This is a genomic window from Cellulomonas sp. McL0606, assembly GCF_058248365.1.
Genome location: NZ_CM177779.1, coordinates 2,894,225 through 2,914,255, shown reverse-complemented (window position 1 = coordinate 2,914,255; position 20,031 = coordinate 2,894,225). Strand labels below are relative to the sequence as shown.

Below are 20,031 nucleotides of genomic sequence, written 5' to 3'. Positions count from 1 at the left end.
CCGGGGACGGCGGCGCGCGGGCACATCCGGCGCCGATACGCTGGCGAGCGTGTCGAAGCCCGTCATCAGCGCCAAGGACCTGCTCGTCGGTTACGGCGGCGCCCCCGTCTGCGCCCCCGTCACGTTCACCCTCGCGCCCGGAAAGGTCATCGCCCTGGTCGGCGCCAACGGCTCGGGCAAGTCGACGGTGCTGCGCGCTGTGATCGGCCTGCTCGAACCGTCGGGCGGGACGCTGCAGGTGTTCGGCGCCAAGGTCGACGAGCGCGACGTCGCGTTCCGCACCAAGGTCGCCAGCGTCCTCGACGACGACGCCTACTTCCCGGCGCTCACGGTGTCCGAGCACCTCTACCTCACGGCCCGCGGTCACGGCGTGAAGGGCGCGGACGGCGTGGTCACCGAGCTCCTCGGCGAGTTCGGCCTGTCCGACCACGCGAAGTCGCTCCCGGTCGCTCTCTCCTCCGGCCAGCGCCGCCGCCTGCTGCTCGCCGCCGGGTTCGTGCGGCCGCGCTCGCTCCTGGTGCTCGACGAGCCCGAGCAGCGCCTCGACCGCGCGATGCGGGACCGGCTCGCGGCCCGGATCGTCGCGGAGAAGAAGGCCGGCGGGGCGGTGCTCGTCGCCACCCACGACCCCGACCTGCTGCGCGCCGTCGCGGACCGCGCGGTGCACGTCTCGGACGAGGTGTCCCGGCTGCTGCCGCCTGACCAGGCGGCCGACCTGATCTCGCGGGAGAACCCGTGAGCGACGACGTCACCGACGACGACGTCGTCCAGGACGACCAGAGCGGCGACGAGGCAGCCGTCCAGCCGTTCGAAGCTCAGCCCGATCCCGCGGGCGAAGAGCATCCGCAAGTACACCGCCCAGGCCGCCAGCGTGCGCAGCAGCGCGACGATCGGGTCGCTGCTCGGGGACGTCTACTACGCGGTCATCAGCATCGCGATCGCCATCGGCGTCGCGCTCGGCGCGTCCCAGGCGATGCGGGTGGCGCTGCCGCCCGAGCCCGACATCCGCAGCCCGCTGAACCTGAGCCTGGCGAGCCTCGTGATCGTCATCCTCATCGCGCTGGGCGGCGTCGTGCTGTCGCTGGCCGGCCGGCTGGGGCCGGTGGGCGCCGGCGGCGCCGAGGCCGCCTGGTGGCTTGGCCTGCCCGTCGACCGGCGTGGGCTGCTGCGCCCGTCCGCACGGCGGCTGCCGGTGCTGGCGGGCCTCGTGGTCGCCGTGATCGTCGCCCTCCTCGACGCCGGCCTGCTCGCGGACCAGGGGTCACGCGTCGTGCGGGTCGCCTCGGCGTCCGCGCTCGTCGCGGCCGGCATCGTGCTCGTCGCGGCGGTCGGTCAGTCGGCCAGCGTCTCGAGGCGCGCGATCGCGTTCCTCGGCGACGTCCTGCTCTTCCTCGCCCCCGTCGTCGCCGTGGTCCTCGCCTCGGTGGGCTCGACGACGAACGAGGTGCCCGCGCCGCCCTGGTGGCTGGTCGGCGTGCTGGTCGTCGTCGCCGTCGCGCTGGCGTACCTCGTCGACTCCCGGCTCGGCCGGATGCCGTCGCGCACGCTGCGCGAGAGCGGGTCGGTGGCCACGCAGGCGGCCGGCGCGGTCGTGTCGATGGACTCGCGCGAGCTCGGCCGGGCGCTCACCGACGGGGCCGCCGCGCCGGTGCGCCGCTGGACGTCCCGGCTGCGCACCGCTCGCGGACCCGCCAGCGCCCTGGTCACCGCCGACATCGTGGTGCTGCGCCGCTCGGCCCGGCACGTCGTGCAGCTGTTCGTCGCGGCCCTCGTCCCCGTGCTGGTCAGCTCGGTGCCGGAGCTGGCGAGCCCGTTCGGCGTGCTGCTCTCGCTCCTCGTCGCCGGGTACGTCGCGATGAGCGCCACGGGCGAGGGGGCCCGCCGCGCCGAGATGGCGCCGATCCTGGACCGCCTCCTGCCGATCGAGGCGCAGAGCGTCCGGCGCCTGCGCATGATCGTGCCCGCCGGCGCGATGGCGCTGTGGTCGGTCGTCGCCTTCGCGGCCGTGGGTCGCTGGGCGTCCGACGTGCCCAACTGGATCGTGCTGGGGCTCATCGCGACGCCCGTGTGGGCGGCCGCGGCCGTGCGCTCGTCCTACCGGCCGGCCCCGGACTGGGGCGGCGCGCTGGTCTCGACGCCCATGGGCGCCCTGCCCACGGGGGTCGCCACCGTCCTGGCGCGGGGGCCGGACGTCGTGGTCCTCGGCCTGCTGCCGGTCTGGATCGCGGTGCTGCTGCGCACCATCAACACGCCGCTGATGATCGCCCAGATCGTGCTGTCGGCCATCGCGGTCGCCATCGCGTCGTCGATCAAGAAGGGCTCCCTCATGGAGCGGATGATGGACGCCCAGGAGAACGCCAAGGCGGGAGCCACGCGGTGACGCGGATCGTCGCGGGCTCCGTCGGCGGCCGGATCCTGCAGGTGCCTCGCAGCGGCACCAGGCCGACCAGCGACCGGGTCCGGGAGGCGCTGTTCTCGCGCCTCGAGCACCTCGACGTGGTGGACGGCGCACGCGTGCTGGACCTCTACGCGGGCTCGGGCGCGCTCGGCATCGAGGCGGCGAGCCGCGGGGCCGCCCAGGTGACGCTGGTCGACTCGGGCCGCGACGCAGCCGACGTGTGCCGCCGGAACGTGGCGGCGCTGGGCCTCGGGGACCGGGTCGTCGTCGCGGCCGAGAAGGCCGACCGGTTCGTGCAGCGCCCGGCGACCTGGGACCTCGTCCTCGTCGACCCGCCGTACGACGTCACCGAGGACGAGCTTCGCGGCAGTCCTCGCGCCCGTGGCCCTCTCGGCGCACGGCGTGCTCGTCGTCGAGCGGGGTCGCCGCTCGCCCGAGCCCGTCTGGCCGGGTGCGATGGTGCGGCTCGACCGGCGCGCGTACGGCGACACCGTGATGTGGTTCGCGGAGGCGTCACGGTCCGTGCAGGACGGTCAGCCGGGGACCGCCGAGGTCCAGGCCGCCGACGGCTGAGAACCCCGCCCGTTCGTAGAACGGCAGGTTCCGGGGGTCGCTCGTCGCCAGGTACGTGCCCACTCCGTCGCGACGAGCCTGCCCGACCCCGACGTCGAGCAGCTCCCGCCCGATCCCGCGGCCCTGGTGCTCGGGCGCGACGGCGAGATAGTTGAGGTACGCGGCGGGCTCTTTCGGCGCGAACGCCGCCGCCCGGCCGAGCGCCGCGAGGATCTCTCCGGCGCGGGCGGGCCCGACGAGCAGCGCGAGCACGCGGTCCGGTGCGGGCAGCGACCCAGGGACCGCGGGACGGTCCGGCAGGCGCCACGCCGCGACACCCACCACGCACCCGTCCAGGCGGGCGACGTCCACGCGGCCGCCCGCGAGGTAGCGGTCGACCGACGGGCCGAGCCAGGCGGCGCAGGCGTCCTCTCGAGTTGCCGCGTCCGGCAGGGCCCAGACCATCAGCGGGTTGTCCCGGTAGGCGCGCGCCAGGACGGTGCGGAGCGCGGGGGAGTCCGCCCAGGTCGCCGGCTCGATGGACACAGGGGGCACAGAGGGCACTGCGGGCGCTGAGGGCACTGACCGACACTAGGGCGCCGCGTGTGGGTCGCGACCTGGCGCACGCGCTGGCCTACCCTGACCTGGTGACCATCGCCGTGTGCCCCGGGTCGTTCGACCCGATCACCCTCGGGCACGTCGACGTGGTCCGCCGCGCTCGCTCGATGTTCGACGAGGTCGTCGTCGGTGTGGCGACGAACTCCGGCAAGTCGGCCCTGCTCGACGTCGACGCCCGGGTGGAGCTGGCCCGGACGGCGCTGGCGGGTCTTGACGGGGTGCGCGTGGAGCGCGTCGCGGGGCTCCTCGCCGACTTCCTGCGGGTGAACGGCGCGAACGCGGTGGTCAAGGGTCTGCGCGGCGGCGCGGACTTCGATGCGGAGCTGCCCATGGCGCTCATGAACCGGCACCTCGCCGGGGTCGAGACGGTGTTCGTGGTGGGTGACCCGGCGCTGGCGCACATCGCGTCGTCGCTGGTCAAGGACGTGGCACGCTACGGCGGCGACATCGACGACCTCGTTCCGCCCGGTGTGGCGGACGCGGTGCGTGCAGCAGTGGGACGAAAGGACGGACGATGACCGACCAGACCGAGCAGGACCCGAGCACCCGGCCCGAGGGGCTGACCGGCGTGCTGGACGCGATCGCCACGGTGGTCGCCTCGGCGCGCGCCATGCCGATGTCGTCCTCGGTGCTGGTGAACCGCGCCGAGCTGCTGGACCTGGTCGAGCAGGCGCGCGACGTGCTGCCCACGCAGCTGACCCGCGCGGACCAGGTGCTGGCGGACGCCTCGGCGGCGCGTGCGGAGGCGCAGGCCGGCGCCGACGAGATCCTGGCGCGGGCGCGCCGCGAGGCCGAGGAGCTGGTGTCGCAGGAGGCGGTCGTCGTCGCCGCGCAGGAGCGTGCCGCCGCCCTGGTCGCCGAGGCCGAGGAGACCGCCGAGCGGCTGCAGCGCGACGCGGACGACTACTGCGACCGGCGGCTCGCAGACTTCGAGATCGACCTGGGCAAGGTGCTGGGTCAGGTGCAGGCGGGCCGCGCGAAGCTCGCCGGGCGGCTGGGCGGCGAGTGAGACATCCGCCACCCGCCGACGATTTGGGTGGCCCGTCGTCCGTACCGTAGAGTTGTCCGTTGGTTCTGCCGGACATGGCACGGACCGAGATCAACGAGGGGACCCTGGCCGTGCAGCGCCCTGTTCACCTCGATCGTGGTTCGCCCTTCGTGCTCGACACGCACGCTCGGCCGGCGCCCAGGATCGACGCGAACCGTGCAGCGCACCCTGGCTGCCCCCGAGGATCTCGGTACTGACGTGATCGGCGTCCCCACCGGGAACGACGTCGAGCTGGATCTGCGGCTCGAGGCGGTCATGGAGGGGGTCCTGGTCACCGGATCCGTCCGCGGCCGGGCGATCGGGGAGTGCGTACGCTGCCTGGGCGAGGTCATCGAGGATATCGATGTCCAGCTCACGGAGCTGTTCGTGTATCCCGAGCGCGCGGCGGTCGCGGCCGAGGATGGCGACGAAGAAGAAGACGTGCGCGAGCTCGAGGGCGATCTGATCGACCTCGAACCCGTGCTGCGAGACACGGTCGTTCCGGCTCTGCCGTTCCAGCCGCTGTGCCGCCCCGACTGCCCAGGTCTGTGCTCCGAGTGTGGAGCCCGGCTGGCGGACGACCCTGACCATTCGCATGAGACGCTTGATCCTCGCTGGGCCGCTCTGGGCGGCCTCGTGAGCTCGAACGACGAGACGAAAGAGAGCTAGCCGTGGCTGTTCCGAAGCGCAAGATGTCGCGCAGCAACACCCGTGCGCGTCGGTCGCAGTGGAAGACCACTGCCACGACGCTCCACACCTGCCCGAAGTGCAAGGCGAACAAGATGCCCCACACGGCCTGCCCGTCGTGCGGCACCTACAAGGACCGCGCCTACGCCGAGGCCGTGCGCACGGAGTTCGAGGTCCGCTGACCTTGTCGGACGCCGTTCCGCCGCACGACTTTTCCGGAGGTCCGGCGTGAACGACGCGGCAGACCAGCTGCTCGAGAAGCTCGGGGTCCGACTGGACCCCGAGCTTCTTGTGCTTGCCCTGACCCACCGGTCGTTCGCGCACGAGGCCGGCGGGCTGCCCACCAACGAGCGGCTCGAGTTCCTCGGCGATACGGTCCTGGGCCTGGTCGTCACCGAGTCGCTGTACCGGACGCACCCCACGCTCTCCGAGGGCTCGCTCGCAAAGATGCGAGCGGCCACCGTGTCGCAGCGCGCGCTCGCCGTCGTGGCCCGCGAGCTGACCTCGGCAGCTACGTGCTGCTGGGCAAGGGTGAGGTGTCCACGGGCGGCGCCCAGAAGGACTCGATCCTGTCTGACACGCTCGAGGCGATGTTCGGTGCCGTCTACCTGTCGCACGGCCTGGAGACGGCGCGCGTCCTGGTCGAGCGGCTCGTGGGCCCGTCGTTGGTGGCCGCGGCCGACCTCGGTGCCGGTCTGGACTGGAAGACGTCGTTGCAGGAGCTGTCCGCCGCGATGGGCCTGGGCGCACCGGTCTACGACGTCGACGGCGAGGGACCGGACCACGCCCGCACGTTCACGGCGCGCGCGGTCGTCGACGGCGTGGCTCGGGGCGTCGGCGTCGGGCGTGCCAAGAAGGTGGCCGAGCAGGACGCCGCAGCGGACGCGTACCGCGTGCTCGAGGAGCTGCGGGCGGCGCAGGCCTGACGTGCCCGAGCTGCCCGAGGTCGAGACCGTCCGCGACGGGCTGGCCAGGCACGTCCTCGGCCGGTCGGTGCTGAAGGTCGAGGTCAGCCGCGACTACAGCGTGCGCCGGCACGTCGGGGGGCCGCTCGACTTCGCCGGCCGGCTGGCGGGTCGCCGGTTCGACGCCGCGGTCCGGCGCGGAAAGTTTCTCTGGCTGCTGCTGGACGAGCCGGACGACGCCCTGCTGGCCCACCTGGGCATGAGCGGTCAGCTGCTGGTGCGCACCGAACCGGTCGACCACCCGCACCTGCGCGTCCGGCTCACGCTCGACGAGGGGTACCTGGACTTCGTCGACCAGCGGACGTTCGGGCACCTGAGCGTCCCGGACCTGGTGCCGACGCCGGACCACGGACCCGGCGGCCTCGGCTCATCTCGACCGGTCCTGCCCGAGCCCGTCGCCCACATCGCCCGTGACCTGCTCGACCCCGCGCTCGACCACGACGCGTTGGTGCGGGCGGTCCGGCGCCGCAAGACCGGCCTGAAGCGTGCACTGCTCGACCAGACGCTGGTCTCGGGCATCGGCAACATCTACGCCGACGAGGGTCTGTGGCGGGCGCAGCTGCACTACGCGCGCCCCACGGAGACGCTCCGCGTGGCGGAGGTCGAGCGCGCGCTGGCGGGTGCGCGTGAGGTCATGACGGAGGCGCTCGCGCAGGGCGGCACCAGCTTCGACGCCCTCTACGTGAACGTGAACGGGAACTCCGGGTACTTCGACCGGTCGCTCAGGGTGTATGCCCAGGAGGGCCGGCCGTGCCCGCGCTGCGGCACGCCGATCCGTCGCGACGAGTTCATGAACCGCTCGTCGTACAGCTGTCCGCACTGCCAGCCGCGCCCGCGCAACGGCCGCTTCTAGGCTCGCGGCACCACGTTCCGCTGCTCGGCACCCGACAGCAGCGCCAACAGGTTCTCCGTCACCAGCTCACCTGCGCCCAGCGGTCGCCCGCCCGCCGCGTGCGGGGTGACGAGGATCCGCGGTTCGGCCCACAGCGGGGAGTCGGCGGGCAGCGGCTCCGTGTCGAAGACGTCGAGCGCGGCGCCCGCGATCCGGCCGTGCCGGATCGCCGACAGCAGGGCGTCCTCGTCGAGCACGGCGCCGCGGCCGACGTTGACGACGAACGCGTGGTCGGGCAACAGCTCGAAGACCGGTCCGTCCACCACGCGGGTGTTCTGCGGCGTCGCCGGCAGCAGCGAGACCAGGACGTCCGTGTGGGGGAGCGCGTCGGGCAGGTCGAACGTCGAGAGGACGGGGTAGCCGTGCCGCGTGCCGGCGGTCCGGGCGACGCCCTGGACCTCGGCACCCAGGGCCGTCAGCAGGGGGGCCAGCCGGCCCGCGATCGAGCCGAAGCCCCAGATCAGGACGCGCGCCTCGGCCAGGCTGCGGAACTCCAGGCCCGGCCGGAACTCCTGCATCCCGCCGAGGTCGTCCGCCCAACGGTGCTCGTCCTGCGCGCGGACGCAGTCGGGCAGCCGACGAGCCAGGGCCAGCAGCAGCGCGAGCGTGTGCTCGGCTACCGGCCCGTCGTGCAGCCCGCGACCCGACGTGATCACCACGTCGGGCGCGAAGCCGGCCGCCAGCACGGAGTCGGGACCCGCGGCGAGGGTCTGCACCCAGCGCAGCCGGGTCAGCCGACGGGCCGCGTCGGACAGCTGCCCGTGCCCGTTCCCCCAGACCACCAGGGCCTCGGCGTCGAGCGCGTCGTCGGGCAACGGTTCGGCGACGTCGTAGCGGACGACGTGGACTCCGTCCGGGACGACGGGCTCGTCGGACATCGAGGAGGGCAGCAGGAGGGTCGTCACCCTCGCTACGATGCCACCGTGCCCGCCAGCAGCGCTCCCGCAGAGGTCGAGGCTGAGCAGATCCATGTGCCCATCTCGGTGATGATCGTCGACGATCACGAGGTCGTGCGTCGAGGGATCGCCGAGGTGGTCGACCGTGCCGACGGGATGCGCGTCGTCGCCGAGGCGGCTTCCGTGGCCGAGGCGCTGCAGCGCGCCGCGCTCGTGCACCCCCGGGTGGTGCTCGTAGACCTGGCGCTGCCCGACGGCACGGGGATCGACCTGATGCACGCCCTGCGCAGGTCGTTGCCGGAGACGCGTTCGATCGTGCTCACGTCGTTCGACGAGGAGGACGCCATGGACGCGGCGCTCGAGGCCGGTGCCGCGGCGTTCCTGCTCAAGACGGTGCGCGGCACCGACATCTCCGACGCGATCCGTGCGGTCGCGGCCGGCCGGATGCTGCTCGACGAACGGTCGGTCACCCGTCACCGGTCGGGACACCCGGACCTGACCCGCACGCTCACGCCGAGCGAGCTGCGTGTGGTCGACCTCATCGGCGACGGCCTGTCGAACCGGCAGATCGCCGAGCGCCTGGGCGTCGTCGAGAAGACCGTCAAGAACCACATCACGTCGATCCTGGCCAAGCTGGGCCTGCAGCGCCGGACACAGGTGGCCGCGCTGGTGGCGTCCCGCAGGCACTCAGGCTGGCGCGGCGACGCCTAGCCGAGGTCCGTCGTACCCCGACCCGGCCGCCGCCCACTCCCTGCCACTCGCGCCCACTCCTCCCGCGAAGTCGTGACAAGTCGACGAAGTCGTCAGCTGCAACCCACGACGTCGTCGCCAAACCACGAGTTCGGCGCCGACGAGCCTGAGCCGTCCCCAGGGCCAGGTCGTCCACAGATGTCCCGGCGGTCGGCGACGACGGCATCGGGACGACGATCGTGTCGTCATGCCCAGACGACCGAACGACACCGCACCGATCCCGAGGGTCGCGCTGCCGGCGGTCGCGCTCGCGCGGCACCACCCGGAGACGGTGGTGCGCGAGCAGGTCCGCTCGGGTCGGTGGGAACGGGTGGCCCGCGGTATCTACCTGCCCACGACTCCGTCACCCGATCCGTCACGAGATCGCGAGGTGGCGCTCGCCCGCATCGTCGGGGTGCACGACCGGCTCGATGCACCGCACTGGTTCAGCCACGCGTCCGCGGCCCTGCTCTGGGGCCTACTTGTGTGGGCATCCCCGACCACGACGCACCTGTACCGAGCGCACGGTGCCGGCATCGACAGCGACCGACGGGTCACGAGCCACACCGGTGTGCCACCCGCGGCCGAGCTCGCCGCGATCGGAACCCTTCCCGTCACGACGCTCGAACGCACTGTCGTCGACTGCGCGTCAGGCCTTCCGCCGCTCGCAGGGTTGGTCATCGCGGACTCGGCGCTGCGCGCGGGAGCCGACGTCGGAGTCATCGACTCGATCGTGGAGGCGCGCTCGGGACGACGAGGGATCGCGCGAGCGCGCGCGGTGATCGCGCTCGCCGACGACGGTGCCGAGTCGCCGGGGGAGTCGGCGACCCGGTTCGTGGTGCTGCGGGACGGACTTCCTGTCCCGACGACACAGATCGCCGTGCCGACACGCCTCGGCGTCTTCTGGTCGGACCTGGGCTGGCCGCAGTGGCGGTTGCTGCTCGAGTACGACGGTCGTTCGAAGTACTCCGACGCCGCGTCGGAACAGTTCATGCGGGAGAAGCGCCGGCACGACGCCGTGGTGGAAGCCGGCTGGCGCGCCCTACGGGTGACGAAGGAGGACCTCACCGGCAGCACGCTGACCCGCCGGATCCTCCCGTTGCTGCCAGCCGAGGTCCGAGTGGGCCTCCTCCGCCGCCGCGACCTGATGGGGTGAAGGTCCGGGCGTCGGCCGAAGTCGTGACCTTCCGACGAGGACGTGGGTCGCAACCGACGAGTTGGTCGGAGAGTCACGAATTCGGGCTCCGGACCCGGCGGACCCGGGGCTCCGGCCGGCCGGAGCCCTGCCTAGCGCAGGAGGCCGGCCGGGGCCGGGTCGTCGCGCCAGAGGCGTTCGGTCACCTGCTCGACCAGGGCGTCGACATCGGGTTCGTCGGCACCCTGCCACTGGTCGATCATCGTGCGCAGCTTGGCGCGCTCGTTGTTCTTGCTGCTCGGCGACCGCGTCGCCGGCCACGGTCGGTGTCACCGTCTGGCCGTCGATCGATACCAGGCCCCTGTCGCGCAGGGACTCGGCGGTATGGACCACGGCAGCCCGTTCGACGCCCGACTTCTCGACCATGACGTCGATGGTCCGTGATCGGACGGCCGAGACCCGGGACAGCAGCCAGCTCTGCCCGGGCGTCACGTCGACGTCGAGACCCTCGTTGAGGATCGCGTACGCCCGGAGGGGATCCTGGTGGCCGACCTGGCGCCAGAGCAGCAGGCGCAGCTCTTCGTAGGACGTGCGGCTCGCGGGCAGCGCGAACGACTCGCCGGGGTCGGGGCGGCTGGCGGCGGTGCGGAGCGTGACCTCCGGGATGAGCCAGGCGAGGACGAAGGCCAGCGCACCGACGGGGACCGCGTACAGGAAGATCGTGTGGATCGCGTCCGAGTACCCGTCGAGGAACCAGTTCTGGACGGCCGGTGAGCACGAGGCGAGCGCCTCGGACGTGGCGCTGAGCGCGGGCGCCGCGCAGGGCCCCACCGCGTCCGCCGGTGGGGCGACAGCGAGGTTGCTGGTCAGCTTCGACGTGAACACGGAGCCGAACACCGCCACCCCGACGCAGCTGCCGATCGTCCGGAAGAAGGTCGCACCGCTGGTGCCGACGCCCAGGTCGCGGTACTCGACCGCGTTCTGCACGGCCAGGACGAGCACCTGCATGACCAGGCCGAGCCCGGCGCCGAGCACGAACATCGAGAGCCCGGACTGCAACGAGGTGGTCTCGCGGCTCATCAGCGAGAGGAGGTAGAGCCCGATGGTGAACACCGCCGTGCCGACGATGGGGAACACCTTGTACCGGCCGGTGCGGCTGATCAGCTGGCCGCTGCCGATCGAGGTGAGCAGCAGCCCGAGCATCATCGGGATCATCTCGAGGCCGGACTGCGTGGGCGTCGCGCCCTGGACCTGCTGGAGGTAGAGCGGCAGGTAGGTGATCGACCCGAACATCGCGAAGCCCACGACGAAGCCGACGACCGCGGTGGTGGAGAACACGCGGTTCTTGAAGAGCCGCAGCGGCATGACCGGCTCGGGGACGCGGGCCTCGACGAACCCGAACGCCACGACGCAGACGACCGCGAGAACCCCCAGCCCGATCACCTGGACCGAGTCCCACGCCCAGGTCCGACCACCCAGGCTGGTGACGAGCACGACGGACGTCGCGAACGTGGCGAGCAGCAGGATGCCCGCGTAGTCGATCTTCGGGGACCGCGTGGACCGCGTCACGGGTAGCACCGCGAGCACGACCGCGAGCGCCACGGCACCGATCGGCAGGTTGATGTAGAAGACCCACCGCCAGCTGAAGTTGTCCACGAAGAAGCCGCCCAGCAGCGGCCCCGCGACGCTGGAGATCCCGAAGACGGCCCCGAACGCGCCCTGGTACCGGCCGCGCTCCCGGGCGGGGACGACATCACCGATGATCGCCTGCGACAGGACCATGAGCCCGCCACCGCCCGCGCCCTGCACCGCTCGCCAGATGATGAGCTGCGTCATCGTCTGCGAGGTCCCGGCCAGTGCCGAGCCGACCAGGAAGATGACGATGCAGGTGACGAAGAGGATCTTGCGGCCGTAGAGGTCGCCCAGCTTGCCCCACAACGGCGTGGTCGCCGTCGAGGCGAGCATGTACGCGGTGACCACCCAGGACAGGTGCTCCGCGCCGCCGAGGTCGCGCACGATCGTCGGCAGGGCCGTCGCGACGATCGTCTGGTCGAGCGCCGCCAGCAGCATGGCGAGCATGAGCCCGCCGAAGATCGCCCAGATCGCGCGTTGCGTGAGCTGGGCGCCCGGAGCTGGTTCCACCTGTGCCTGGGCCACCGAGACCTCCCCGACCCCGTCGGTCAGGGCAACGGCGCCGACCAGACGGTCTGCGTGCCCCCGCCCTGGCGCGGCGACCCCAGACTGAACGTCCCACCTCGAGCGCGGGCCCGCGAGGCGAGATTGGCGGAGCCCGAGCGGCGGGCGGGTCCGGTCGGCATCCCGTGGCCGTCGTCGTCGACCTCCACGACCACCTCGGACGACGTCACGGCGAGCCGCACGTCGACCCGGTGGGCCTCCGCGTGGCGGGCGGCGTTGGCGAGCGCCTCGCGCAGGACCGCGACGACGTCGCCGGCGAGCGGGCCCGCGACGCGCTCGTCCAGCCGGTCCTCGTCGAGGTCACCCTCGGCCACGGGCGAGCCGTCGAGGGTCGCGACGAAGGTGGGCGCGAAGCCGAGCCCCGTCCGCGCCAGGTCGATCTCCCGGCGCAGGCGTGCGACGACGCCGACGCCACCGTCGGGGTCGCGCAGGTCGTGCACGATGTGCCGGATCTCCCGCACGGAGCCGTCGACGCTCTCCAGGGCGTCGTCGACGATGCCGGTGAGCTCGGTGGCGTCGACCCCGCGCGCGGCTCGTCGGCGCACCGTCTCCAGCTGCAGCCCGGTGGCGAACAGCTGCTGGATGGCCAGGTCGTGCAGGTCCCGCGCGATCCGCTCGCGCTCGTCGAGCAGTGTCGCCGCGTCCTGAGCGGCACGCGCCTCGGCCAGCACGTACGCGAGGGCGGCCTGCTCCGCGAACGAGACGGCGGTGCCCAGGTCGGCGTCGTCGAACTGCGCGCCGCCCACCCGGCGCAGCAGGATCAGCACCCCGAGCCCGCGACCCGGGGCGCGGAACGGTGCGAAGAGCGCGGGTCCGAAGGCCTGCATCGCCGGCACGGCGACCGGTGTGGCGGCCTGCAGGGAGGCGACGGTCATGCCCCTGCCGGTCATCAGGACGGCGTTCGCCCGGGAACCGGTCGGCATGGGCGCCCCGAGCAGGTGGTGGCTGTCCTGCCCGGACGCGAGCTCGACCAGGAACTCGCCGTCGACCCCGGGAAGCGCGAGCGCGACAGTCTCGGCGCCGCCCACCTCCCGGGCCGTCGAGGCGATGAGCCGGAGGGCGTCCTCGGCGTCGACCCCCTTGAGCAGCATCGTCGTGATGGCCTGCTCCGCCCGGAGCCACGTCTCGCGCTGGTCCGCCTCCGCGAACAGCTGGGCGTTCGCGATCGCGGCACCGGCGGCCGCGGCCAGCGCTTCGGCGACCTTCTCGTCGGCGGCCGTGAACGGCACCGGCTTGCCCGCCAGGTACAGGTGCCCGAACACCCGCGCGCCCACGTGCAGCGTCGCGCCGAGGAACGTCGTCGGCGTCCCGACGCGCCCGAACCCGTCGAAGGACGGGTGCCGACGCAGGTCGGCCAGCCGGTGCGCTCCCTGTGCGGGCAGGGCGCCGAGGACCGCCGGGCGCTGCGGACCGTCGCGGAGGGCCTTGGCCAGGGCGCCCGCCTGGCCGGTCCGCACGAAGGTGATCGACCGGCCGTGCGCGTCGCGGACGTCGATGGCGCCGTACCTGGCGCCGGTCAGCCGGGCGCTGACGCGGACGAACCGGTCGAGGACGGTGTCGAGCTCGACCTCGCCGGCGACCGAGACCATGGCGTCGAGCAGCTGGTCGAGCATGTCGGGCGTCAGCGGGGCCTCGTCAGGCACGACCAGTCCCTCCGCCCTCGCTCTCCAGGTCCAGCGCCTCACGGTAGCCGGGAACACCCGCCCGCAGATCGGCATGCGTGCCGCGGGCCCGGACGCGTCCGCCGTCGAGCCACAGCACGTCGTCCGCCGCCGCGAGCGGGGTGAGGCGGTGCGTCACGACGACGACACCCCGGGGGTCCCGCAGCAGGTCGGTGACCAGCGCGTCGGCCGTGGCCGGGTCGAGGTGCTCGGCGGGCTCGTCGAGCAGGAGCAGGGGTGCCGACGAGAGCAGGGCGCGGGCCACGAGGAGGCGCCGGCGTTCGCCGCCGGAGACCGTGCGGGCGTCGGGGCCGAGCAGGGTGTCGAGACCGTCCGGCAGCCCGGCCAGCCAGGGACCCAGCGTGACGCGTCCCAGCGCCGCCGTCGCCTCGTCGCGGGTCACGTCGCCGCGGGCCACCCGCAGGTTCTCCAGGACCGTCGTGCCGAACACGTGCGCGTCCTCGGTGCCCACCAGGACGGTCGCGGTGACCGCCTCGCGTCCGTAGTCGGCGACAGGCACGCCGTCCAGCGTCAGGGCGCCCGACCGAGCGGGCAGGAGTCCGGCGAGGGTCAGCAGCGTCGTCGTCTTGCCGGTGCCCGACGGGCCGACGATCGCGATCGAGCGACCGGGTCGGAGCGCGAGGTCGAGGTGGTCCACGACCGTCGGGCCGTCCGGCCAGGCGCACGACAGCGCGACCGCCTCGAGCGACGGCGCGGGTCGGCGTGCGTCATCCTGCACCGCGACGGGCCCGGCCGCGCCGTCGTCGAGGAGCGCTAACACCCGGGCGGCCGCGGCGCGCGAACGGTGCACCTGGATCATGGCCGCGGGCAGCAGGGTGGTCGCCTCGAACGCGGCGAGCGGTGTCAGCACGATGACGGCGAGGTCGACGGCCGAGAGCCGGCCCGAGGTCACGGCCGGGATCCCGGTGACGAGCGCGGCGAGGACGGCCAGCCCGACGGCCAGCTGTCCGAGCCCCGCGGCGAGCGCTGCCGACGGTGCGCCGCGGTCGGTCGCGTCCGCGATCTGTTCGTCGGCGACGCGCAGCGCGGTCAGCTCCTGCGCCACGCGGCCGCCGACCGAGAGCGGACCGGCGTCGTCGAGCAGCCCGAGCGCCGCGGCCGTCATGTCGGACCGGCCCTGCGTCGCACGCTGCTCGCTGATCCGTGCGCCACGCGACGCGAGCGCCGGCGCGGCCACGCCTGCGAGCACGAGGCAGGCGGCGAGCGCGAGCCCGGCCGGCGGCCAGAACAGGCACATCGCCACCGAGGTCAGCAGCCCGAGCAGCGTCGCGACGCCGATCGGCAGCAGCCCGCGGACGACGACGTCGCCCACGGCGTCGACGTCCGCCCCGACCCGGGCGAGCAGGTCGCCGCGGCGCAGTCGCACCAGCGCGTCGGGTCGGCCGACGGCGAGCCGGTCGTAGAGGGTCGTGCGCAGCTGGGTCATGCCGCGCAGGGCGACGTCGTGCGAGACCAGCCGTTCGACGTAGCGCAGGACCCCGCGCCCGATGCCGAACGCGCGGACCGCGACCGTCGCGACGGACAGCGCGAGCACGTCGGGCATCTGCGAGGCGCGGGCGATCAGCCAGGCGGCGGTGCCGGCGAGGGCGACGGCGCAGCCGAGGGCCAGGGTGCCCAGCAGCAGGGCGAGGGCCGCGCGTCTCCGGTCGACGTCGAGCAGCATCACCCCACGCCGAAGGGTCCCGGCGGGCCTCATGCCGGCACCGCCGTGTCCATCGTGTCGACCGCGCTGCGGACCTCCACGACGACGTCGGCGCTGGCCACCAGCGAGGGCCGGTGCGCGACGAGGAGGACCGTCCGACCGGCCTCGCGCAGGGCCCGGACGGTGTCCAGGACCACCGCCTCGCCGGCCGCGTCGAGGTGCGCGGTCGGCTCGTCGAGGATCACCAGGGGAGCCTCCGAGACCAGGGCCCGGGTCAGGGCGACCCGCTGCCGCTGACCGAGGCTCAGACCCTCCCCGCCGCGGCCGAGCTCGGTCTGCCAGCCGTCGGGGAGCGTCGCCAGGACCGCGTCGAGACCCGTGCGCGCGGCCGCTGCGGCGTCCGGTCGCCCGACGATCGACGCGATCGTGCCCGGTTCGAGCACCGGTCGCTGGGGGAGCCAGGAGACCTGGGACCACAGCGTCGCCGGGTCGACGTCGGCGAGGTCGAGCGTCCCGACCGTCGCCGACCCCGCGTCGGGCCGGACCAGGCCCAGCAGGACCTCGACGGCGGTGGTCTTGCCGACGCCGCTGGGTCCGGTCAGCGCGACCACGGTGCCGGGACGCAGGGACAGGTCGAGGGCGGCCGGGGTGCGTCCGCCGGCGGTCCGCACGCTGACGCTGGTCAGCGCGATCGTCGCGGTGCTCAGGTCGGGCGCGGGGGTGGTGCCTCGGGGGAGGACCGGTGTCTCCAGGACGGCGAACGCCTGCGCCGCGGCCGCGACCCCGTCGGCGGCCGCATGGAACTGCGTCCCCACCTGGCGCAACGGCAGGAACACCTCGGGGGCCAGCACGAGCACGGCGATCCCGGTGGTCAGCGCGAGGTCGCCGGACACGAGCCGCAGCCCGATCGCGACGGCCACCAGCGCGACCGACAACGTGGTCAGCAGCTCGAGGACCATGCCGGACAGGAACGCGATCCGCAGGGTGCCCATCGTGGCCTCGCGGTGGGCGTCGCCGAGCACGCGCACGCGTGCGCCCTGCCCACGCTCGCGGCCGTGCGCGCGCAGCGTGGGCAACCCGGACAGGAGGTCGAGCACCTGCGCACCGAGCCGCTGCATCGCGACGAGCCCGCGCTCGGACCGCCCCTGCGTGAGGCGGCCGATCAGGATCATGAAGATCGGCACCAGCGGCAGGACCGCGACCATGATCGCCGCCGACACCCAGTCCAGCCCGAGCACCACCAGCAGGACGCCGGGGGTCACGGTGGCGGCGAGCAGCAGCTGCGGCAGGTAGCGGACGAAGTACGGCTGCAGGTTGTCGAGGCCGCGGGTGGCCAGCGTGGCGACCGCCGGTCCCTCGCCGGACGCGAGCCAGCGCGGGCCGAGCGCCACGGCGTGCTCGACCACCTGCTCGCGCAGCTCAGCGATCGTCGCGGTCGCCGCGCGGTGCGCGAACCGCTCCTGACCGGCGGTCACGAGCATCCGTGCGACCACGACGACCGCGAGCCACGCGATCGTCGGTGCGAGCGAGGCGAGCGTCGCGCCGTCGTGGACCGCGGAACCGAGAGCGTGCGCGAGCAGCAGCGCCTGGCAGACGACGAGCGCCGCGGTGACCACGCCGAACGCCGTGGTCAGGTAGACGTAGCCCCGGGCCGACCGGGCGTACCGGAGCAGCCGGGGATCGAGCGGCCTCACCCCTTCTCAGCCGGCTCGGGCTCCAGCGGCGGGACCTTGTCGAACGTCAGGCCCGTGTGCTCGGGGATGCTCGACGACGAGATCCGCTTGCGGAACACCCAGTACGTCCAGCCCTGGTAGATCAGGACGATCGGCGTGAGGACCACGGCCACCCACGTCATGACGACGAGCGTGTAGTGCGTCGAGGACGCGTTGCTGATGGTCAGCGAGTTGGCAGGGTCGAACGCCGGCATCACGTCGGGGTACATCGAACCGAAGATCAGCACCACGGCCGCGATGATCGCCACGGCGGAGGCGCTGAACGCGAGCCCCTCGCGACGACCCCGCGCCGCGACCACGACCACGACGAGCGAGACGGCGGCGACCGCTACGGCGATCCACGTCCACGCCACCGAGTAGGCGACCTGTGCCCAGATGGCCCAGGCGGCCGCCACGACGAGCGTGACGATCGACGACCGTGCCGCGAACGCACCGGCGCGCTCCCGGATGGAGCCGTCGGACTTGAGGGCCAGGAACACCGCCCCGTGCGTGAGGAACAGGAGCAGCGTCGTCAGGCCGCCGAGGAGCGCGAACGGGTTGAGCAGCGCCCAGAAGCCCCCGACGTACTGGTGGTCGGCGTCGAGCTCGACCCCGCGCACGAGGTTGGCGAACGCGACGCCCCAGAGCAGGGAGGGCACGAACGACCCGAAGATCAGCGCGCCGTCGGCGAGCGAGCGCCACCGGTCGCTGTTGATCTTGCCGCGCCACTCGAACGCCACGATGCGCACGATGAGGGCGACCAGGATGAGCAGCAGCGCCAGGTAGAAGCCGGAGAACATCGTGGCGTACCACTCGGGGAAGGCCGCGAACGTGGCGCCGCCGGCCGTGATCAGCCACACCTCGTTGCCGTCCCAGACCGGCCCGATCGTGTTGATCATGACGCGGCGGTCCCGGTCCCGCTGGGCCCGGTCCCCGCGGGCGAGCAGGCCGAGCAGCATGCCGACGCCGAAGTCGAAGCCCTCCAGGACGAGGTAGCCGGTCCAGAGGACGGCGATGAGCAGGAACCACACGACGGTCAGATCCATGGCCGGGCTCCTCTCAGTACGCGAACGACAGCGGGCGGGCCGCGGCGTCCGGGTCGTTGGGGTCGACGTGGTTCTCGGGGTTGTCGGGGCTCGGGTCGTGCTCCGTGTCCGCGACGCCCTGGATCGTGTAGCGATGCATCAGGCGGTACCAGAACACGGCGAGCACCCCGTAGAGCAGCGTGAAGGTGACCAGCGACGTGACCACGGTCCCGGTCCCGACGACGGTGGACACGCCGCGCTGCGTCAGCAGCCAGACGCCGTCGACGCCCGTGGGGTTCGGGGCCACCACCCACGGCTGGCGGCCCATCTCGGTGAAGATCCAGCCGAACGACGACGCGAGGAACGGCGTCACGATGGCGACGATGCCGAGCCGTCCGATCCAGACGTTGCCGGTCACCCGACCGCGCCGCGTCACCCAGAACGCGAAGACCGCGAGCGCCGCCGAGCCGATGCCGAACCCGATCATCAGGCGGAACGACCAGTAGGTGATCAGCAGGTTCGGCTGGTAGGAGATCGGGTTGCCGGCGTCGTCGGTGAAGCCGTACTTCGCCTCGTACTGCTTCTGCAGGTCCTCGACGCCGGGCAGGGGAGCGCTCCAGTCGCCGCTGGCCAGGAAGCTCGTGAGGCCCGGGATCTCGATGACGTGCCGCACGCCCTCGCAGGAGTTGCTGAGGTCGCCGATGGCCAGCAGGGAGAACGACGCGCCGTCCACCGTCTCGCACAGGGCCTCCGCCGACGACATCTTCATCGGCTGCTGCTGGAACATGAGCTTGGCCTGCTGGTCGCCGCTCAGCGCCACCCCGGCGCCGGCGACGAACATGACGATGACGCCCAGCACGACGGCCGGCCGGTAGACGTCGCGCGCCTTGTCCACCTGCCCGGCGCGCACCAGCCGCACCATCCACCAGGCCGAGATGCCCGCGACGAAGGTGCCGGCCGTGACGAACGCCGCGGTGATCGTGTGCGGGAACGCGGCCCACAGCGTCGAGTTGGTGAGCACCGCGCCGATGTCGTTCATCTCGGCGCGGCCGGTGGCCTCGTTCCAGACCGCACCCACGGGGTGCTGCATCCACGAGTTCGCCGCGAGGATGAAGAACGCGGACAGGTTGGTGGACAGCGCGACGAGCCAGATGGTGGCGAGGTGCACCTTCTTCGGGAAGCTTGTCCCAGCCGAAGATCCACAGGCCGAGGAACGTCGACTCGACGAAGAACGCGGCCAGCGCCTCCATGGCCAGCGGAGCCCCGAACACGTCGCCGACGAACCGCGAGTACTCCGACCAGTTCATCCCGAACTGGAACTCCTGGACGATGCCGGTGGCCACGCCGATCGCGAAGTTGATCAGCAGCAGCTTGCCGAAGAACTTGGTCAGCCGCAGCCACCGCTCGTTGCCGGTGACCACCCAGATGGTCTGCATGATCGCGACCAGCGGCGCGAGCCCGATCGTGAGCGGCACGAAGATGAAGTGGTAGACGGTCGTGACGCCGAACTGCAGGCGGGCCAGGTCGAGCGGGTCCACGGGAGCCCTCCGTCGGGGGTGGTCGAGGCGGTCAGCCCCATCCTGCCCCTCCCGGCCGGGCTTGCGACCAGGGACCTTTGGCAGGTTCGCCACATCCGGCGTCTGCGATACGACTCGTGCGGAGCGTCGCTGCGACCGGGGGATCGCTGTGCGATACTGGCCGCGGCTCCCTGGGCGACCACACCGTCACGGGACCCTTGAGCCGCAGCATCACCTTGTCGTGCGCGCCAGCCGCCGCCCTGCCAGCCGGACGCCCCAGATCGGGACGCCGGCCCGGCCTCGCAGGCGATGGCGCCGACCCGGTGCAGCAGCCACGACCGCCGACTTTCCGTCGCCG

At 73.0% G+C, this 20,031-nt stretch carries 17 protein-coding genes and 3 pseudogenes; 12 read left to right on the top strand and 8 right to left on the bottom strand.

The genetic code is table 11. The features are described from left to right. Window positions 1-49 precede the first annotated feature (49 nt). The 3 genes and pseudogenes from AC38ZX_RS14820 to rsmD all read left to right on the top strand — a co-directional run bounded on the left by AC38ZX_RS14820 (window position 50) and on the right by rsmD (window position 2,971). Window positions 50-739, top strand: a complete 690-nt coding sequence (locus AC38ZX_RS14820) for an ABC transporter ATP-binding protein (protein ID WP_426592691.1) — start codon at window positions 50-52, stop codon at window positions 737-739. A 132-nt stretch (window positions 740-871) separates the two neighbouring features. After that, the gene (locus tag AC38ZX_RS14815; RefSeq protein ID WP_491295016.1) at window positions 872-2,380 is read left to right on the top strand and encodes a DUF6297 family protein; all 1,509 of its coding nucleotides are present in this window, start codon (window positions 872-874) and stop codon (window positions 2,378-2,380) included. Further along, a pseudogene (gene rsmD / locus AC38ZX_RS14810) lies at window positions 2,377-2,971 on the top strand (16S rRNA (guanine(966)-N(2))-methyltransferase RsmD). The gene AC38ZX_RS14815 and the pseudogene rsmD overlap by 4 nt, the downstream one beginning before the upstream one ends. On the opposite strand, the gene AC38ZX_RS14805 reads toward rsmD, so the two are convergent. Beyond that, window positions 2,912-3,496, bottom strand: a complete 585-nt coding sequence (locus AC38ZX_RS14805) for a GNAT family N-acetyltransferase (protein WP_491295015.1) — start codon at window positions 3,494-3,496, stop codon at window positions 2,912-2,914. The pseudogene rsmD and the gene AC38ZX_RS14805 overlap by 60 nt on opposite strands. Window positions 3,497-3,597: 101 nt before the next feature. Here AC38ZX_RS14805 and coaD point away from each other — a divergent pair, with 101 nt between their 5' ends. The 7 genes and pseudogenes from coaD to mutM all read left to right on the top strand — a co-directional run bounded on the left by coaD (window position 3,598) and on the right by mutM (window position 7,100). Continuing rightward, window positions 3,598-4,086 (top strand): pantetheine-phosphate adenylyltransferase, encoded by a 489-nt coding sequence (coaD, locus tag AC38ZX_RS14800; protein WP_426592687.1) that lies wholly within the window; start codon window positions 3,598-3,600, stop codon window positions 4,084-4,086. Further along, complete coding sequence (locus AC38ZX_RS14795) at window positions 4,083-4,577, top strand: hypothetical protein (RefSeq protein ID WP_491295014.1); 495 nt, start codon at window positions 4,083-4,085, stop codon at window positions 4,575-4,577. Before coaD ends, AC38ZX_RS14795 begins: the two co-directional genes overlap by 4 nt. A gap of 195 nt (window positions 4,578-4,772) precedes the next feature. Further along, on the top strand, window positions 4,773-5,264 hold the full coding sequence (locus tag AC38ZX_RS14790; protein WP_491295013.1) for a YceD family protein: 492 nt from the start codon (window positions 4,773-4,775) through the stop codon (window positions 5,262-5,264). Window positions 5,265-5,266: 2 nt separating this feature from the next. After that, window positions 5,267-5,464, top strand: a complete 198-nt coding sequence (gene rpmF / locus AC38ZX_RS14785) for a 50S ribosomal protein L32 (protein ID WP_426592685.1) — start codon at window positions 5,267-5,269, stop codon at window positions 5,462-5,464. 46 nt (window positions 5,465-5,510) lie between these two features. After that, window positions 5,511-5,875, top strand: a pseudogene (locus tag AC38ZX_RS14780) (ribonuclease III family protein); the annotation flags it as partial. Then, on the top strand, window positions 5,873-6,208 hold the full coding sequence (locus tag AC38ZX_RS14775; protein WP_491297442.1) for a putative dsRNA-binding protein: 336 nt from the start codon (window positions 5,873-5,875) through the stop codon (window positions 6,206-6,208). The pseudogene AC38ZX_RS14780 and the gene AC38ZX_RS14775, both read left to right, overlap by 3 nt. Window position 6,209: 1 nt before the next feature. Beyond that, window positions 6,210-7,100 carry a bifunctional DNA-formamidopyrimidine glycosylase/DNA-(apurinic or apyrimidinic site) lyase gene (gene mutM / locus AC38ZX_RS14770; protein ID WP_491295012.1) on the top strand — a complete coding sequence of 297 codons (891 nt, stop codon included), beginning with the start codon at window positions 6,210-6,212 and terminating at the stop codon, window positions 7,098-7,100. Here the strand turns inward: mutM and AC38ZX_RS14765 are convergent. After that, window positions 7,097-8,044, bottom strand: a complete 948-nt coding sequence (locus AC38ZX_RS14765) for an NAD(P)-dependent oxidoreductase (protein ID WP_491295011.1) — start codon at window positions 8,042-8,044, stop codon at window positions 7,097-7,099. The genes mutM and AC38ZX_RS14765 overlap by 4 nt on opposite strands. Before the next feature lie 81 nt (window positions 8,045-8,125). On the opposite strand from AC38ZX_RS14765, the gene AC38ZX_RS14760 reads away from it, so the two are divergent. Beyond that, complete coding sequence (locus AC38ZX_RS14760; protein WP_491297441.1) at window positions 8,126-8,746, top strand: response regulator; 621 nt, start codon at window positions 8,126-8,128, stop codon at window positions 8,744-8,746. Window positions 8,747-8,972: 226 nt separating this feature from the next. Further along, entirely contained in the window at window positions 8,973-9,920 is a 948-nt protein-coding gene (locus tag AC38ZX_RS14755; RefSeq protein WP_491295010.1) for a hypothetical protein, read from the top strand. Here the strand turns inward: AC38ZX_RS14755 and AC38ZX_RS14750 are convergent. The 6 genes and pseudogenes from AC38ZX_RS14750 to AC38ZX_RS14725 form a co-directional block, all read right to left on the bottom strand. Next, window positions 9,807-12,056 carry an MDR family MFS transporter gene (locus AC38ZX_RS14750; RefSeq protein WP_491295009.1) on the bottom strand — a complete coding sequence of 750 codons (2,250 nt, stop codon included), beginning with the start codon at window positions 12,054-12,056 and terminating at the stop codon, window positions 9,807-9,809. The genes AC38ZX_RS14755 and AC38ZX_RS14750 overlap by 114 nt on opposite strands. A 23-nt stretch (window positions 12,057-12,079) precedes the next feature. Beyond that, entirely contained in the window at window positions 12,080-13,738 is a 1,659-nt protein-coding gene (locus AC38ZX_RS14745) for a GAF domain-containing sensor histidine kinase (RefSeq protein ID WP_491295008.1), read from the bottom strand. Continuing rightward, window positions 13,731-15,473 carry a thiol reductant ABC exporter subunit CydC gene (gene cydC / locus AC38ZX_RS14740; protein ID WP_491295007.1) on the bottom strand — a complete coding sequence of 581 codons (1,743 nt, stop codon included), beginning with the start codon at window positions 15,471-15,473 and terminating at the stop codon, window positions 13,731-13,733. Before cydC ends, AC38ZX_RS14745 begins: the two co-directional genes overlap by 8 nt. After that, window positions 15,470-17,113, bottom strand: a complete 1,644-nt coding sequence (gene cydD / locus AC38ZX_RS14735) for a thiol reductant ABC exporter subunit CydD (RefSeq protein WP_491295006.1) — start codon at window positions 17,111-17,113, stop codon at window positions 15,470-15,472. The genes cydC and cydD overlap by 4 nt, the downstream gene beginning before the upstream one ends. Next, a complete protein-coding gene (gene cydB / locus AC38ZX_RS14730; RefSeq protein ID WP_491295005.1) occupies window positions 17,110-18,177 on the bottom strand; it encodes a cytochrome d ubiquinol oxidase subunit II in 1,068 nt (355 codons plus the stop codon). The genes cydD and cydB overlap by 4 nt, the downstream gene beginning before the upstream one ends. 13 nt (window positions 18,178-18,190) lie before the next feature. After that, window positions 18,191-19,694 (bottom strand): annotated as a pseudogene (locus AC38ZX_RS14725) (cytochrome ubiquinol oxidase subunit I). Between the last annotated feature and the right edge of the window lie 337 nt (window positions 19,695-20,031).